Raw genomic sequence first — 15315 nt, 5'->3', positions numbered from 1 at the left:
GCGTCAAAAGCCAATCACTGTCACCGAATAGTGGACAATAACGTTAAACGCTATTTCGCATGAAATCGGGAGGCGGGTGAGTGAGGGGTTAGCTGCTGGCGCGCAGGATTAACTCGCCGGTCATGATGATGCGCTGCGGCGCGGCGTCGGGGCGGGCTATTTTCTGCAGCACCAGTTCACACGCCTGACGGCCGATTTCACGCGACGGCTGGACCAGCGTGGTGAGTGGTGGCGAGACCATGGCAGCCAGATCGGTGCCGTCAAAACCGACCACCGCGATATCGTCCGGTATCCGCCAGCCAGCCTGCTGAATGGCGGCCATTGCACCCGCCGCAAGCGTATCAGAAACGGCAAACACCGCGTCTGGCCGCGTCTCACCCTGCAGTAACAGATTCATGGCTGCCTGACCGGCGCTGAAACTCAGTTCACTGGCATAGGCGATCACCTGCCAGCTCAGCCGTTGTTCACTCAGCTGTTGCAGATAACCCTCCTGACGCAGCCGGGCATAGTTGTAACTCAGATCGTGATTGATCAGTCCGATGCGCTGGCGTCCCTGTTCAGCCAGATAGCTGACGACCTGCTGTGCAGCAACACGGTCATTGATGCCGACGCAGGAGGTTTCGCCACTGTCATCATACTCAGCACACTGCACCCACGGCGCAGTGCCAATCAGCTGGCTCAGCTCGGCCAGTTTGCTGAACGCATCCATGGTGATGATGCCATCCACCATTTTGCCAGAGAGTAACTGCAGGCTGGAGCGCGACCGCTCAATATCTGAACCTGAATTGCACAGCAGAATGCGATAGCCATTTTTCTCAGCCTGCTCTTCAATCCCTTTCACCACTTCGGCGCAAAACGGGTTTGAAATATCCGAAACCATCACCAGAATCATTGAGCTGCGGGCGGTGCGCAACTGACGCGCCAGCAGGTTAGGCTGATAGTTACTCTCTTTGATCGCCTGCAGCACCTTCTGGCGATTGCGATCTTTGACACTGTCGCTGTTATTTAACACCCGTGAAACCGTGGCAACCGAAACTCCGGCCAGCCGGGCGATTTTCTGAATCGACATTATGGCAACCCTTGCTCAAATCGGTGGCAGGCAGGCTAACACACTTTGCGGAACCGCTGCGTCGCCCGCCTGACCGACAGGGCTTAATCCAGCCCCAGTTGCCTGCGCACCGGTGCAGCGGCGGCGGCGGCAAAATCGTCAAAAGCGCGATCGGCCACCGGAATAATATGGCGACGGATAAACTCTGCGCCTTCGCGCGCGCCGGTTTCTCCCTCTTTCAGGCAGCACTCCCACTCCAGCACCGCCCAGCCTGAGTAATCGTACTGCGCCAGTTTACTGAAAATGGTTTTGAAGTCGATTTGCCCGTCGCCCGGTGAGCGGAAACGCCCGGCCCGCGACAGCCACGGCTGATAACCGCCATAGACGCCACTGCGCCCATTACGCAGAAATTCGGCATCCTTAACGTGAAACGCCTTAATCCGCGCATGATAGATATCGATAAATTGCAGATAATCGATCTGTTGCAGATGGAGATGGCTGGGATCGAACAGAATGTTGCAGCGTGGATGATGATTAACCTGCGCCAGGAATCGCTCAAAGGTTACGCCATCGTGCAGATCTTCACCCGGATGAATTTCATAGCAGAGATCGATGCCGTGCCGATCGAAAGTGTCCAGCACCGGTAACCAGCGTCGCGCCAGTTCGGCAAAGGCTTCGTCGAACAGCGCCGGGCTTTGCGGTGGCCACGGATAGAACCACGGCCAGGCCAGCGATCCGGAAAAGGTCGCATGCGCCTGCAGGCCGAGTTTTTCCGAGGCCGCTGCCGCGCGCTTTAGCATGGCAATAGCCCACTCGGTTCGTCTTGCGGGATCGCCGCGTAGCGCAGCCGGAGCAAAACTGTCGAAGGCAGCATCAAACACCGGGTTCACCGCGATCAACTGCCCTTCCAGATGAGTAGAGAGTTCGCTGATTTCCAGCCCATAGCCTGCCAGCTGACCACGGATTTCATCACAGTAGGTCTGGCTGATGGCTGCCTGCTCAACATCAAAAATCGCGGGCTGATGACAGGGGATCTGCAGCGCTTTGTATCCCAGACCCGCCGCCCATTCAGCCAGTCCGGCCAGTGAATTATAGGGTGGCCGATCACCGATAAACTGCGACAGAAAGATGCCCGGCCCTTTTACTGTTTTCATGCCCGCCTCCTTAAATAACGCCCTTAATCCCGATATCTGAACGAGAAGAGGAAAATAATCGCAATCAGCGCCGCTGCCACCGCCGGGATCCACCAGAAAATCGCCCAGCTCTCCGCGCTGGCATTGCCCGCCACCAGCTGGTTATAGAGCGCACCGGAGATCTGCGATCCCAGCAACATGCCAATGCCATAAGTAAACATCACCACCATGCTCTGCGCCTGACCTTTAACCTTTTCACCGGCGATGCGATCGGTATAGATAAAGCCTACGACAAAGAAAAAGTCATAGCAGATGCCGTGCAACAGGATGCCGAGATAGATCAGGCTGCGCGTTTCGTCACTCATTCCCAGCGCAAACAGGGCATAGCGAACAAACCACGCCGCCATGCCGATCAGCAGCATGTATTTCACGCCGAGGCGACGGAACAGCAGCGGAATGATCAGCATAAAGACGATTTCCGACATCTGCCCCAGCGACATCAGCGTACTGACGTTCTGAATCCCGGCATCCGCCAGCCAGGAAGCGGTAAAGGCGTAGTAGGTGCCGAGCGGAATCGAAATCAGCGTGGCACACAGCGCGAACACCAGGAAATGACGCAGTTTAAGCAGCGCAAAGGCATCGGCACAGAATAGGTCCCGCACTTTGAGCGGCAACCCTTTGGCCGGTGCTGGCGTATGGGGCAACGTCAGGCTGTAGATAGCCAGCAACAGCGAGCAGATTGCCGCTAACTGAAAGATGCCGGTGCTGGCGGAGATGCCGGTCACGCCGATAAATATCCCCGCCACAATCCAGCCGATGGTGCCGAACACTCTCACTACCGGAAAACTTTTCTCACTGCTGGCCAGACTGTGAAACGCGATGTTATTCGACAGCGCCAGCGTCGGCATAAAGCAGAGGGTATAGCCAAACAACAGCGCAATCAGCAGCGTGCCGTTCTCTGCAATCAGCGCCTGTGGCACAAACCACATGATCACCGCGCCAGCGAGATTCATTACCGCCATCACCTTCTGTGACGGAAAGAAGCGATCCACCAGCATACCGAGCACGAAGGGCGACAAAATCGAGGCGATCGGCCCGGCGGAAAACGCGTCGCCAATCAGCAGCGACATATTATGCTGGGTCATTACCAGACCCAGGGTGACTGACCAGCTGCCCCAGATGAAAAACTGCATAAACATCATCAGGGAAAGACGCGGAACCAGCAGCCGCTGCTGCATGCGCTGACGCGCACTCTCCTGCACTGTCGCTATCATCAGAACCTCGTCATTTGTCATCGATTACCCGTTGGTGAGCTGTAAAGTAATCGATTACAAATGATCAAACTTTCGCCGCGATCACAGTTCATCCCGCCGGGAGGCGCGCCATTCGGAAAACGCGATCGCAGCGAGGTTTTGGTTAAATTAATCGGCGAGGCGTTAAGAGCTGGCGCTAACCGCCCGGTTCCGGCGAAAGCGGTAACGCTCATATAACAGCGAATAGAGCCCGCCGAGCACCACCAGAATTGCACCGATGACGGTGGTGGATTCAGGCAGATTCCCCAGAAACAGATACCCGACCGCCACGGACCACAGCAACGTGGTGTAGTCAAACGGGGCCAGTAACGAGGCTTCGGCGTAGCGCAGGCTTAATGTCATCAGGATCTGCGTGATGCCACCCAGCAATCCACAGCCCACCAGCAGCAGCAGTTGCGTTCCCTGCGGAACGATCCAGCCGCCGGCCAGCGTGATCAGCGAGGTCGTTGCCGTGGTCACCGCGAACCAGAAGGCAATCGCACCGGGCTTCTCTTTCCCGTGGAGAAAGCGTATCTGCACCAGCGCACAGGCGGTGCAAAACGCCGCCATCAGTGCCAGCAGTATCCCGGCAGAAGCGGCCAGTGAGAAGCTGGCTTTCAGTGACAGGTGACCGGAGAACATCACGATGATGCCGCTGAATCCGGCTACCACTGCCACCCAGCGATGATGCCGCACTTTTTCTCGCAGCAGCAGCGCCGCCAGCAGCACGGTAAACAGCGGAGCCGCATAGTTAATGGCGGTAGCATCGGTAAGCGAGATATAGAGCAGCGACAGGTAGCTGAAATAGAGGCCACCGGTGCCCGCCAGACCGCGCAGAAAATGACCGCGCACGTTACGGGTGCGGATGCCCTCCACTATGCTGCCCTGAGTTTTCAGCCAGATCATCAGTGGCACCAGCGCCAGCACCGATCGAAAGAAGATCACCTCACCGACCGGAATGGCACCGTCGAGACCTTTGACGCAGGCCAGCATCAGCGTCGAGCTTAATGCAGCCATGATTTTCATCGCTATGCCAGCAGAGGCATTCATAACGGCGGGCACCTTTCGGGACGAGTAAAATAAGCAGCATTATCAGTGTGCTTAGGGACGTGAAGGTTAATACTGGCATAACGGCGAATCGGGATGTGCCGGGATTGGCGGGGAGACGGCATTTAATGTTTTTTTGCCACGGCGCGGCAGCATGAATGATTGTCAGAGGTGGGGAGGATGAGCTAGCGGCTTAACGCCCATTGACAGTTCAGGTGAATGTGAGCCTTACGCCAGCGCCCTAACGCATTCTTTTGCTGGCAAGATTGTAGACTTCACTGCGCTCACGTTTCCCTACTGCAACCACCGCAATGATGAGTTGATCGTCGATGACCTGATAGACCAGGCGAAAACCGGACGCCCGGAGTTTGATCTTATAACAGTCTTTTAACCCGCGCAGAGCCGCAGTGGGAATATGGGGATGCTCACAACACTTCTTTAGTTTCTTTGCAAACTGCTGCTGAATGGCTTTATCCAGCTTTAGCCACTCTTTTAACGCTTCTTCTCTGAATTTTATTGTGTAAGTCACAGAAAATCGTCCAGATCGACGTCAATCAGCTTCTGCTGGCTACGTTGGTTAACCAGCTTTACCAGTTCACTATCGTCCAGCGCATCGAGTATCTGCTCATATAACTCCGCAGGCACACAGTAAAAAGCGGGCTGATTGCGATTAAGAATGGCGACAGGATAACCCTCACCAGCATTAACGGTCGCCATCGGGTTTTTTTTCAGTTCGCTGACGCTGGCACTGGTGTCACTCAGGATAATATGCGGCATAGTTTCTCCGGAGACTGCTTAACAGGTCTTTATACTAGCAGTTTCCTCTTGCACCAACCAACCCTGTTAACTCTCGAAATGATAACGTCGTGCTCTCTATCTTTAATCCTTGCTGACGACCAGACCTGCTTCTCTGCATCGCCCCATCAGCTTAATGTCGCCCCGCTCTGCTGTTACACTCTCTTATCTGCCTGACAGCCGGGCGCATTCTCTAAAGGAACGGGAGTCGTTGATGTCCTCTTTACGGTTATTGTTATCTGAGTCGAACGATCCCTGGTTTAACCTGGCGGTGGAAGAGTGCATTTTCCGTCAGATGCCAGCGACCCAGCGGGTGCTGTTTTTATGGCGCAATGCGGAGACGGTGGTGATCGGACGGGCGCAAAACCCGTGGAAAGAGTGTAATACCCGTCGTATGGCAGAAGATGGCATCAGGCTGGCCCGGCGTAGCAGCGGCGGCGGCGCGGTGTTTCACGATCTCGGCAACTGCTGTTTCACCTTTATGGCTGGCAAGCCGGGCTACGATAAAAGCGTCTCAACCGCGATTATCCTGCGTGCGCTGGCGAAACTGGGCTTGTCTGCGGAAGCCTCGGGACGTAACGATCTGGTGGTTAACACTGCCGACGGGCTGCGAAAAATATCCGGTTCGGCCTACCGTGAAACGCCCGATCGCGGCTTTCATCACGGCACCATTCTGATTGACGCCGATCTGTCGCGGCTGGCCGATTACCTCAATCCTGACGTTAAAAAATTGCAGGCCAAAGGCATCACTTCGGTGCGCGCCAGAGTGGCGAATCTGGCAGAGCTAAGCCCCGGCATCAGCTATGAGGCGATCTGTGCCGCGGTGACTGAAGCCTGTTTTGAACATTTCAATGTGCATTGCGAGCCTGAATATATTTCGCCGGATGCCCTGCCCGACCTGCCGGGCTTTGAACAGCAGTTTGCCCGCCAGAGTAGCTGGGAGTGGAACTTTGGTCAGGCACCGGATTTCTCGCATCTGCTGGATCAGCGCTTTAGCTGGGGCGGCGTTGAGATTCATTTTGATATTGAGCGCGGTGTCATCACCCGCTGTCAGATTTTCAGCGACAGCCTGAACCCGACGCCGCTGGAAACGCTGGCGCAGCGGTTACAGGGCATCGTCTATCGCCCGGACGCGCTAGACGCGGTGATGAGCCAGCTCAAAGCCGATTTCCCGCAACAGCAGCTGGAACTGAATGAGCTACAGCAGTGGCTGGTCGCCAGCCTGCGTTAACCGAATAAGGCCGTTCGGCGAGAACGGCCTGAAAGGCTTACAGATTAACGAAGGTGTGCAGCACCCGGACTAGCTGGGTAACGAAACCATATTCGTTGTCATACCAGGAGACCGTTTTCACCAGTTGCAGATCGCCCGCTTCACTGATTTCGGTCTGGCTGGCGTCGAAAATCGATCCAAACGGCAGGCCGATCACATCAGAAGAGACAATCGGGTCCTCGGTATATTTAAAGGATTCGTTGTTTTCGCACGCCTGCTTCAGCGCCGCGTTAATCTCCCCGACCGTGACCTTCTTCTCCAGAATCGACACCAGTTCAGTTACCGATCCGGTTTTGGTCGGCACGCGCTGCGCATGACCTTTTAATTTGCCGGAGAGTGCGGGGATCACCAGGCCAATCGCCTTCGCCGCGCCGGTGGTATGCGGAATGATATTCTCTGCCGCCGCGCGCGAGGCCCGAAAATCTTTGCCGCGCGGCCCGTCCACCAGCGCCTGGGTACCGGTGTAAGCATGGATCGTGGTCATGGTGCCCACTTTGATGCCGAAATTGTCGTGCAGCGCTTTCGCCATCGGGGCCAGGCAGTTGGTGGTACAGGAGGCGACGGAAACAATGGTGTCTTCGGCGCTGAGCGTGTCGTGGTTAACGTTATACACCACGGTCTTCATCTCCCCGGCGGGCGCGGAGATCAGTACCCGTTTTGCTCCCGCATCGATATGCGCCTGCGCTTTTTCTGCCGAGGTATAGAAGCCGGTACACTCAATGACCACGTCTACGCCCAGTTCGCCCCACGGAATGTTGCGCGCCTCTTTCTCGGCGAACACGGTGATCTTTTTGCCGTCCACCTGCAGCGCTTTGTCACCCGCCTCAACGCTGAACGGAAAAGCGCCGTAGTTGATATCATATTTCAGCAGATAGGCCAGCATTTCGGGTGAGGTTAAATCGTTAATAGCCACGATTTCCACCGCTTCCTGCTGCTCAAGAATACGTCTGAGGACCAGACGACCGATACGTCCAAAACCATTAATGCCGATCTTCTTCATTGTGATCTCCAGCCTGTCAGTTAAACCCGTTGGTTTGTCACGCGTGCAGCACCTGTGAAGTCCGGCCCGCGCCGATATTCTCAGTAAAAATAGCATCAGGCCAGGCTGAAGGAGGGGCAATCTATGCGCCGCAGAGCGTGCAGGCATGACAATGGCAAAAGGCAAAAGGCGAAAGGCGAAAGGCGAAAGGCGAAAGGCGAAAGGCGAAAGGCGAAAGGCGAAAGGCGAAAGGCGAAAGGCGAAAGGCGAAAGAGGAAATTTCACTGCGGAGATAAAATATAAATTATCGGATTTTGTGGCGTTTTAAAAAAACAAAAAACCCGCACAAGGCGGGTTCTGTTAATTATCAATTTTACGCTTATCTGCTCAGGTTGTTACCGTCATCGCGTTTGTAAGCGTCATTGACAATTAAAATTTACAGCGGGCTGACGTTAGCTGCTGATGGGCCTTTAGCGCCGTTTTCAATAGTGAATTCGACCTGCTGACCTTCATCCAGAGTTTTATAATCGTTACCCTGAATTGCAGAGAAATGTACGAATACATCTTTGCTGCCATCCTGAGGAGAGATAAAACCAAAACCTTTACCAGCGTCAAACCATTTTACTAAACCAGTCATTTTATTAGACATCGATACTTCCTTAATTTATGAGCCACTAAGTGGCGAAGATGGCCTGTCTTTCAGAGGGATACTTACTAGGCACTTAGGAGGAGACTCACAAGAAGGGGTATCGTTTGATATCGCTTGCACTGAGGACTGCTTTACTAAAACTGCTTTCATAAGGTCTGTGTTCCAAACCGATGACGCTATTAAGCCACGCATCATCGCTTTTATCAAACACTATTTTAATTTAATTTTAACATCCAGACGTCCGGAGCGCTTTTAATCGCAGCGGCCTTTTCTGCTTTCGGGAAATGTCGCGCTTCGCCTGGCGCCGAAAATAAGAGCATGTGCGAATAAAATAAATAACCCGGCGCAGGATAATAGCAAGAAATATTAATGCCGGACAGGTTCAGATAAAGCGCAACGATAATATCTTATTTCGTTGCGCTTTCGATGCGGGTAATTATGCCGGTTGAGGCTGCTGCCGCGCAGCGTGACGAGCGGTAACGGTGAACACCAGCAAACCGGCGATGCCCAGCGCCACACCGACCCAGGCGGTAGAGATCCAGCCAAAGCCCAGCGACACCGTCAGGCCTCCCAGATACGCCCCCATCGCGTTGGCAATGTTCAGCGCGGAGTGGTTCATCGCTGCCGCCAGCGTTTGTGAATCATTGGCAACATCCATCAGGCGGATCTGCAGCGACGGCAACATGGCAGAACAGGTACCGATCAGGAAGGTCGCCAGCAGACCGGTTGCCACATGCTGCACCAGTAGCGGGAACGCCGCCATCACCATGACATTCCATAACAGCGTCCAGCCAATGATATTCAGCACCCGCCCGTCAGCCAGTCGACCGCCCACCAGGTTACCGATAATCATCCCCAGACCAAACGCCACCATCGCCCACGGAATCAGCGACGCTGACATACCGGCAATGTTGATCAGCGTCGGTGCGATGTAGCTGAAGATGGCAAACATGCCGCCGAATCCGACCGCACCCACCAGCAGCGTCAGCAAGACCTGCGGGTTTTTCAGCGCACCCAGTTCACGCAACGGATGCGCATCGGCATCACCGGGCGTGTAAGGCACATAACGGCCAATCAGCAGACAGGTCAGCACGCCAATGGCACCGACAAAGGTGAAGACTACATGCCAGCTAAACAACTGCCCAATCCACGATCCCAGCGGTACACCGACCAGGGTTGCCACCGTCAGCCCGAGCATCAGTGACGCCAGCGCCCGGCCACGTCGCTCGATCGGCACCAGCGAGGCGGCCACCAGTGACGCCACGCCAAAATAGGCACCGTGCGGCAGGCCGGTCAGGAAGCGCGCCACAATCAGCCCGTGATAGCTGTCAGCCATGGCGCTGGCGACATTACCCGCGCTGAACAGCGCCATCAGGATCAGCAGCAGCGACTTACGCGCCATCCGCGCAGCCAGTACGGCAATAACCGGCGCACCCACCACCACGCCGAGCGCATAGCTGGCGATGGAGTTCCCCGCCTGCGGCTCAGTAATCGCGAGCGATCGTGATACATCGGGCAGCAGGCCCATCATGATGAACTCGCCAGTGCCGATGCCGAATCCGCCCAGCGCCAGCGCCAGCAATGCCCAGCGGGCAAAGCCGGCAGCGTCGGTTTCCCGATTATTTTTTGACAACATAATTTCCCAATGGATTGAACAGATAACAAAACCGCAGAGCCGGACATCTATCGTCCTGACGCGCTGCAAATGCGGGCAGACTATAGAAAGGAAGCCCCCGGTTAGCAACCCGATAATGTGACATTGCGCACACTTTACCCGCCACTTGTCCGGCGATTCCCCCTGCCCGGCCGGCTAAAAACCTGGCTGAGCGATGAGATCTGGTTCACACTTTTAGCCGCGGCAATGTTGCCATCGCGATTCAAATCAGGGAAACGCCGTGAACAATTTTCAGCAATGCAGACACGACATGCGATTAGCGCTCTGCTGCCTGCCCGCGATCCTGCTAATTTTTGGCTTCGGACTGGGCACCGATCATCTACGGGAGGCCAGCGTGATGGCCAGTGGTGCGCTGCCGCTGGCGTTTGGTGCGAGTAAAACCTGGGAGGGATCGTCAGCAAAATTACTGCTGGTCACGCTGCTCGGCCTCGGGTTGTTTGCTTTTTTGGGTGCGCTGGCCCACAGCCTGGTGCTGTTTGTCAGCGGCGCAATGCTGTTTGCCGCTGGCTACGCGGTGATCAGTGGGATCAACGGGACGGCTGGCTGGGTAGTACAGCAGTCAGCCATCGCCTGGATGATTTCAGGCTATTTTCCGGGCGATATCACTCATGCTGCCAGCCGCGCCGGGCTGGTGATGCTCGGCGGTGCCGTGCAGCTCACGCTGATTTGCCTGCTACTGCGAAACGGAGATTTCCGGCTGCAATCGCTGAGCAGGCTGAGCTGGCGCAGCGCGCTGCGACGTCTTCGCCAGACCTCGCGGCCCAGAATACACCTGCGCTGGTCGGTGGTGTTTGCCGTCGTCGCTATGGGTGCCGCGCTGGTGACGGTGCAGCATTTTTCGGTGAAGAACGGCTACTGGACCGGCATGACGCTGCTGCTCTGCCTGCGTAACCATTTTCGCGAGTCGCTGCTGCGGGTCCCCGCCCGGACGCTGGGCACCTTATCCGGCTGTCTGGCGGCGGGCATTCTTACCCACCTTCTCCCGCAGCCAGGCGTGCTGGCAGCCGCCTTTCTCCTCTCCGCTTACGTGGCGTTTACGCTCTCCTACCGGCTGGCGAACGGTTCTTATTTTGTTTTTACCTTTTTTGTCACGCTGATGGTGGTGCTGATGATTTCGCTCACCGGACTGGTGCAGGGCAACGTGGCGGAGGATCGCCTGCTGGCCACCGCTATCGGCAGCGGCTTTGCGCTGGCCGCGATTATGCTGACCCGACTGGCCGCTGCCGTACAGGCGAAGCTAACTGGCACCGCGGATTTTGAAACGCTTTACTGAGGCGGACCCGCCGCCCGATGGCGGCGGGCTAAAACCCATAAAGGTTAACGCGGGAACAGTGAAGGCGCCCACAGGCTGGGATCGACCTCGGCAAACTGCGCACGCACGAAATGCGGTTTGAGTTTAAATGGCACGGTGCAGTCGAAGATGGTCTTAGTGGTGGTGCCTTTGTCGCTGATACGCGGATCGTAAAAAGGCTGCTGTGAAGGATCGAGCACATGGCCGGCCACACCGGGAACGAATATCGTATCGAGGTCGCCCACAAAGCGGGTTTGCATCGCCCACATCACGTCATCGGTATCAAACAGATCGACATCCTCATCCACCAGAATGACGTTCTTCAGTTCGCGATAAACCGCCAGCGCAATCAGCGCCGCCTGGCGGGTCATGCCGTCATCACCGGCATTGCGTTTCGCCACCTGCAGCACCGCCAGAAACTTGCCGCCACCGGCACTGTGGGCATATACGTTTTTCACCAGTCCGGGCAGCGCATCCTCACATTGCAGATAGATACTGGCCTCGGTAGGAATGCCCGCCAGGCTGACATGTTCTTCGCCCGGCCCGACCAGCGTCTGTAAAATCGGCTGATGGCGGGTGGTAATGGCTTTCACTTTGATCACCGGCAGGGAAGGATTAGCGTCGCCGGTATAGCCCGGAAATTCCGGCATCGCTTTGCCCGTGTGGGTGTGCTGATCTTCCGCAACCCGAACGTCAGGCAGAATCTCGCCCTCGATAACAATCTCCGCCCGGGCGATGGCGCGCTGATCGATCGTCAGACACTCCACCAGTTCCACCGGCTGACCACGCAGCCCGCCCGCGACACAGAGTTCATTGAAGCCAAACGGCGTGGTGGGCGCTTCGAACTCTGCACCAATGGTAATGGCCGGGTCCAGCCCCATATTGATTGAGACCGGCAGCGGTTTGCCCGCCGCTTCAGCTTTGCGCCGGAACGCGTCAATGTGGCGACCTGGCGCGAAAAAGATCGACATCTCATCCTTACCCTGCACGCAGAGACGGTGGATCGTCACATCGGTATTATTACGGTCGTCCGGATCGCTGCCCAGCACCAGTCCGAGGCAGAAGAAAGGTCCGGCATCTTCCGTGGTATTGGTCGGCGCGGGCAGAATTTTGCGCAGATCGAAGTCAGGATCGTCGGCGCGGTAGACCACCTGCTGACAGGGCGCGTCCTGCTGCTCTACCGTTACCGGCGGCGTCACGTTGCGTCGTGCCTGCGCCATCTGAATCCCCAGCTCCCGCACCGGCGCGCCCAGCAGCGCGCTAACCCGTTCACGGCTGGCCATTAATCCCACCAGCACTCGCGCATCCGGAAAGCCTTTGATGGTATTAAAGGTCATGGCCGGACCGATCCGGGTGGGTCGCATGACCGTCCCGCCCGCACCAATGTAGCGGTAGACGCCCGCCAGCTCGGCAATGGGATCGACTTCGCGATCGGTTTCAATGTATTGACCCGGTAGCGTTTGCAGTAAGGCAATCGCCGAGCGCAGATCGTTAACCGGCGGCACCTGCCAGCCTTGTGGATGAGGGTCGCCAGGTTTTACCTCAAGATACGAGGTCGGGCGTTTTTGCGGCATGATTCTCTCCTTATCGGGCTTCTACCCAGCTTTTCAGATGCAGTAACACTTCGCCCCAGCGGGTATTGCAGAACGGCAGATGCGGATCGCGGTCAGACCAGCCACCATGACTGAGCGCCACAATGGTCTGATCGGGTCCGAAATCGGCCAGGGTGATACGCAGGGTTTTTCCCGCCGGGCTGTCCGGCTCTTCAACCGAGGTCTGTACCAGCTCTTCATCCGGCACCAGTTGGTCGGTTCGCCAGCTGATGTGGGCGTGCGGACTGGGTCGCAACGTCAGGATTTCGCCCGGCGCAATCGTCCCTTCAACCACGCCCAGCTGCCAGCTGGCGAGTTGAGTGATATCCGTTAAGGCGGCATAGACCTGGCTTCGTGCAGCGGTGATTTTTATTGCGTGATGGAGCGTAATCATAAGAACTCCCTGAACGGCGAATGGAAAGGGTCGCAGAAAGTATATGTATCCCCGCCGGGCTCAGTTTGATCCAGAGAAGGCTTATCCGGTCTGTGCGGTGCCATCGGCCGCTGAAGGCCCTGACCACGGCGGCTGGCAGCCAGGTAAGGTTTGAGTCAGTAATTGTAACCATTCACCCGGTGAGACGATCAGCGTCCGCCGCCAGGGCCCTATCCGGTAGCACCTTCTGCACGCGTGCCGGTAACAATGTCGCTGGGTTTAGCACACAGAGAGCGTCATAACGCCGACCCTGCCGTTGCGGTTAACCACGGTAAGCGGGTGTGAGATTAATTAATTGTTAATGGAAGGTTTAATATTTTAACGAATTTACTGTAATGCCGTGATTATTTAATCAGGACGCAACCGAACACCGCGACAGGCTTTTTTACCGATTTTTGCGTCGTCGTTTACCGTGTTTTTTTGCCAGAAACAGCCTTTTACACAACTGGTTAACCGCCACGTAATGACGGTCAGCCAGGGTAAACACGTGTTTTTACGTGCTTTATTAAAAGCGTCCGTAAAGAATCGCGCCGATAAAAATGGTCATAAAGAGATCAAACCGTTGATAAACAAAGCAAATAATCCGTAAACTTCCGATGAAATTAATCATTGAGTCGGACCTGAAAAACCAATATATTGGCCGCGTTTTATCGATGCCCATTACTTTTTTAATTCATTTATTCAACTGCGACGTTACACCCGTCCCGGTTGTAGGAGAGATATGATGACGGATAAAGTCCGTATTGATAGTTTGAATGCACAGACCTTAAACGGAAACAATGAAACCTATTTAGCCCGTCAGGCTGAATTTGAATCAAACGTTCGAAGTTACCCTCGTAAATTGCCGTTCGCGATTGCGAAAGCGCAAGGTGTCTGGATCACCGACGTCGAGAATAATCAGTATCTTGATTGTCTTGCCGGTGCCGGAACGCTGGCTTTGGGCCATAACCATCCAGACGTTCTGCAAAGTATTCAAAATGTCATTACCAGCGGCTTGCCGTTACATACCCTCGATCTGACTACGCCGTTAAAAGATGAATTTTCTGAATACCTGCTCTCTTTACTGCCAGGCCAGGGCAAAGAGTATTGCCTGCAGTTTACCGGCCCATCCGGTGCGGATGCGGTAGAAGCCGCACTGAAGCTGGCGAAAAAGCACACCGGTCGTTCCGGCGTGATCAGCTTCTCCGGCGGTTATCACGGCATGACCCACGGCGCGCTGTCAGTGACCGGTAACCTGTCACCCAAAGAAGCCGTCGACGGCATGATGCCGGAAGTGCAGTTCATGCCTTATCCGCACCTTTACCGCTGCCCGCTGGGAATTGGCGGTGAAGCGGGCGTCAAAGCGCTGACCTACTACTTCGAAAACCTGATCAACGACGTTGAGAGCGGCGTGCGCAAACCTGCAGCCGTGATCCTGGAAGCGGTTCAGGGTGAAGGCGGCGTCAACCCGGCCCCGGCGGAATGGCTGCAGCGCATCCGTAAAGTCACTCAGGAACATGGCATTCTGCTGATCCTGGATGAAGTGCAGGCAGGTTTTGCCCGTACCGGTAAGTTCTTCGCCTTTGAACACGCGGGTATTGAGCCGGACATCATCGTGATGTCGAAAGCGGTTGGCGGCGGTCTGCCACTGGCGGTACTCGGCATTAAGAAAGAGTTCGATGCCTGGTCTCCGGGCCATCATACCGGGACGTTCCGCGGTAACCAGCTGGCGATGGCAACCGGCCTCACCACCCTGAAACTGCTGAAAGACAACAACATCGCAGATAAAGTCGCGGCGCAGGGCGAGTGGCTGAAAGGTAAACTGGGTGAACTGCAACAGCGTTATCCGGTTATCGGTAACGTGCGTGGCCTGGGCCTGATGATCGGTATCGAGATGGTGAAACCTGACGAAGCCGCCGATCACATGGGCAGCTTCCCGGCAGATGGCGAGCTCTCGGCGCTGGTGCAGAAAAAATGTTTTGAAAACGGCCTGATTCTGGAGCGTGGCGGTCGTCACGGTAGCGTGCTGCGTCTGCTGCCGTCGCTGCTGATCACCAATGCAGAACTCGACGTGTTTATGGATAAATTTGAAAACGCCCTGCTGTCAGCTGGCGTGAAACCCGTTTGAGTGG

Annotated in this window: 14 protein-coding genes; 3 read left to right on the top strand and 11 right to left on the bottom strand. The window is 55.8% G+C overall.

The annotated features are described in order from the left end of the window. Positions 1–88: 88 nt before the first annotated feature. From LZU96_RS22025 to LZU96_RS22000, 6 genes are all read right to left on the bottom strand, one after another. Entirely contained in the window at positions 89–1069 is a 981-nt protein-coding gene (locus LZU96_RS22025; RefSeq protein WP_233988714.1) for a LacI family DNA-binding transcriptional regulator, read from the bottom strand. A gap of 83 nt (positions 1070–1152) precedes the next feature. Then, complete coding sequence (locus LZU96_RS22020; protein ID WP_233988713.1) at positions 1153–2202, bottom strand: sugar phosphate isomerase/epimerase family protein; 1050 nt, start codon at positions 2200–2202, stop codon at positions 1153–1155. A gap of 23 nt (positions 2203–2225) precedes the next feature. Further along, on the bottom strand, positions 2226–3455 hold the full coding sequence (locus LZU96_RS22015; protein WP_233988712.1) for an MFS transporter: 1230 nt from the start codon (positions 3453–3455) through the stop codon (positions 2226–2228). 162 nt (positions 3456–3617) lie between these two features. Continuing rightward, on the bottom strand, positions 3618–4523 hold the full coding sequence (locus tag LZU96_RS22010; RefSeq protein WP_233988711.1) for a DMT family transporter: 906 nt from the start codon (positions 4521–4523) through the stop codon (positions 3618–3620). A gap of 238 nt (positions 4524–4761) precedes the next feature. Then, positions 4762–5049, bottom strand: a complete 288-nt coding sequence (locus tag LZU96_RS22005) for a type II toxin-antitoxin system RelE family toxin (RefSeq protein WP_233988710.1) — start codon at positions 5047–5049, stop codon at positions 4762–4764. Beyond that, the gene (locus LZU96_RS22000; RefSeq protein WP_233988709.1) at positions 5046–5297 is read right to left on the bottom strand and encodes a type II toxin-antitoxin system Phd/YefM family antitoxin; all 252 of its coding nucleotides are present in this window, start codon (positions 5295–5297) and stop codon (positions 5046–5048) included. Before LZU96_RS22000 ends, LZU96_RS22005 begins: the two co-directional genes overlap by 4 nt. Before the next feature lie 232 nt (positions 5298–5529). Here LZU96_RS22000 and LZU96_RS21995 point away from each other — a divergent pair, with 232 nt between their 5' ends. Beyond that, complete coding sequence (locus LZU96_RS21995) at positions 5530–6546, top strand: lipoate--protein ligase A (RefSeq protein ID WP_233988708.1); 1017 nt, start codon at positions 5530–5532, stop codon at positions 6544–6546. Between the two features lie 37 nt (positions 6547–6583). Here LZU96_RS21995 and gap read toward each other — a convergent pair whose 3' ends face one another. From gap to LZU96_RS21980, 3 genes are all read right to left on the bottom strand, one after another. Continuing rightward, positions 6584–7585 (bottom strand): type I glyceraldehyde-3-phosphate dehydrogenase, encoded by a 1002-nt coding sequence (gene gap / locus LZU96_RS21990; protein ID WP_233988707.1) that lies wholly within the window; start codon positions 7583–7585, stop codon positions 6584–6586. 415 nt (positions 7586–8000) lie between these two features. Then, the gene (gene cspA, locus LZU96_RS21985; protein WP_031374430.1) at positions 8001–8213 is read right to left on the bottom strand and encodes an RNA chaperone/antiterminator CspA; all 213 of its coding nucleotides are present in this window, start codon (positions 8211–8213) and stop codon (positions 8001–8003) included. Positions 8214–8649: 436 nt separating this feature from the next. Further along, positions 8650–9849, bottom strand: a complete 1200-nt coding sequence (locus tag LZU96_RS21980; RefSeq protein ID WP_233988706.1) for an MFS transporter — start codon at positions 9847–9849, stop codon at positions 8650–8652. A 289-nt stretch (positions 9850–10138) separates the two neighbouring features. Here LZU96_RS21980 and LZU96_RS21975 point away from each other — a divergent pair, with 289 nt between their 5' ends. Further along, positions 10139–11161 carry an FUSC family protein gene (locus LZU96_RS21975; RefSeq protein ID WP_233988705.1) on the top strand — a complete coding sequence of 341 codons (1023 nt, stop codon included), beginning with the start codon at positions 10139–10141 and terminating at the stop codon, positions 11159–11161. Positions 11162–11205: 44 nt separating this feature from the next. Here LZU96_RS21975 and LZU96_RS21970 read toward each other — a convergent pair whose 3' ends face one another. Both LZU96_RS21970 and LZU96_RS21965 read right to left on the bottom strand, forming a co-directional pair. Then, complete coding sequence (locus LZU96_RS21970; protein ID WP_233988704.1) at positions 11206–12753, bottom strand: UbiD family decarboxylase; 1548 nt, start codon at positions 12751–12753, stop codon at positions 11206–11208. A gap of 10 nt (positions 12754–12763) precedes the next feature. Further along, the gene (locus LZU96_RS21965; RefSeq protein ID WP_233988703.1) at positions 12764–13165 is read right to left on the bottom strand and encodes an SRPBCC family protein; all 402 of its coding nucleotides are present in this window, start codon (positions 13163–13165) and stop codon (positions 12764–12766) included. Between the two features lie 763 nt (positions 13166–13928). Here LZU96_RS21965 and LZU96_RS21960 point away from each other — a divergent pair. Continuing rightward, a complete protein-coding gene (locus LZU96_RS21960) occupies positions 13929–15311 on the top strand; it encodes a diaminobutyrate--2-oxoglutarate transaminase (RefSeq protein ID WP_233988804.1) in 1383 nt (460 codons plus the stop codon). Positions 15312–15315: the final 4 nt, after the last annotated feature.

Origin of the sequence: Pantoea agglomerans, assembly GCF_021397715.1 — a bacterium.
Taxonomy (GTDB): Bacteria; Pseudomonadota; Gammaproteobacteria; order Enterobacterales; family Enterobacteriaceae; genus Pantoea; species Pantoea astica.
The sequence above is the reverse complement of the archived record's forward strand: the minus strand, read 5'-3'. Positions and strand labels throughout refer to the sequence as shown.

Excerpts from the sequence above, each read along its gene's own strand:
- LZU96_RS22025 (WP_233988714.1), bottom strand. The coding sequence starts at position 1,069 with ATGTCGATTCAGAAAATCGCCCGGCTGGCCGGAGTTTCGGTTGCCACG.
- LZU96_RS22020 (WP_233988713.1), bottom strand. The coding sequence starts at position 2,202 with ATGAAAACAGTAAAAGGGCCGGGCATCTTTCTGTCGCAGTTTATCGGT.
- LZU96_RS22015 (WP_233988712.1), bottom strand. The coding sequence starts at position 3,455 with ATGATAGCGACAGTGCAGGAGAGTGCGCGTCAGCGCATGCAGCAGCGG.
- LZU96_RS22010 (WP_233988711.1), bottom strand. The coding sequence starts at position 4,523 with ATGAATGCCTCTGCTGGCATAGCGATGAAAATCATGGCTGCATTAAGC.
- LZU96_RS22000 (WP_233988709.1), bottom strand. The coding sequence starts at position 5,297 with ATGCCGCATATTATCCTGAGTGACACCAGTGCCAGCGTCAGCGAACTG.
- LZU96_RS21995 (WP_233988708.1), top strand. The coding sequence starts at position 5,530 with ATGTCCTCTTTACGGTTATTGTTATCTGAGTCGAACGATCCCTGGTTT.
- gap (WP_233988707.1), bottom strand. The coding sequence starts at position 7,585 with ATGAAGAAGATCGGCATTAATGGTTTTGGACGTATCGGTCGTCTGGTC.
- cspA (WP_031374430.1), bottom strand. The coding sequence starts at position 8,213 with ATGTCTAATAAAATGACTGGTTTAGTAAAATGGTTTGACGCTGGTAAA.
- LZU96_RS21980 (WP_233988706.1), bottom strand. The coding sequence starts at position 9,849 with ATGTTGTCAAAAAATAATCGGGAAACCGACGCTGCCGGCTTTGCCCGC.
- LZU96_RS21975 (WP_233988705.1), top strand. The coding sequence starts at position 10,139 with ATGCGATTAGCGCTCTGCTGCCTGCCCGCGATCCTGCTAATTTTTGGC.
- LZU96_RS21970 (WP_233988704.1), bottom strand. The coding sequence starts at position 12,753 with ATGCCGCAAAAACGCCCGACCTCGTATCTTGAGGTAAAACCTGGCGAC.
- LZU96_RS21965 (WP_233988703.1), bottom strand. The coding sequence starts at position 13,165 with ATGATTACGCTCCATCACGCAATAAAAATCACCGCTGCACGAAGCCAG.
- LZU96_RS21960 (WP_233988804.1), top strand. The coding sequence starts at position 13,929 with ATGACGGATAAAGTCCGTATTGATAGTTTGAATGCACAGACCTTAAAC.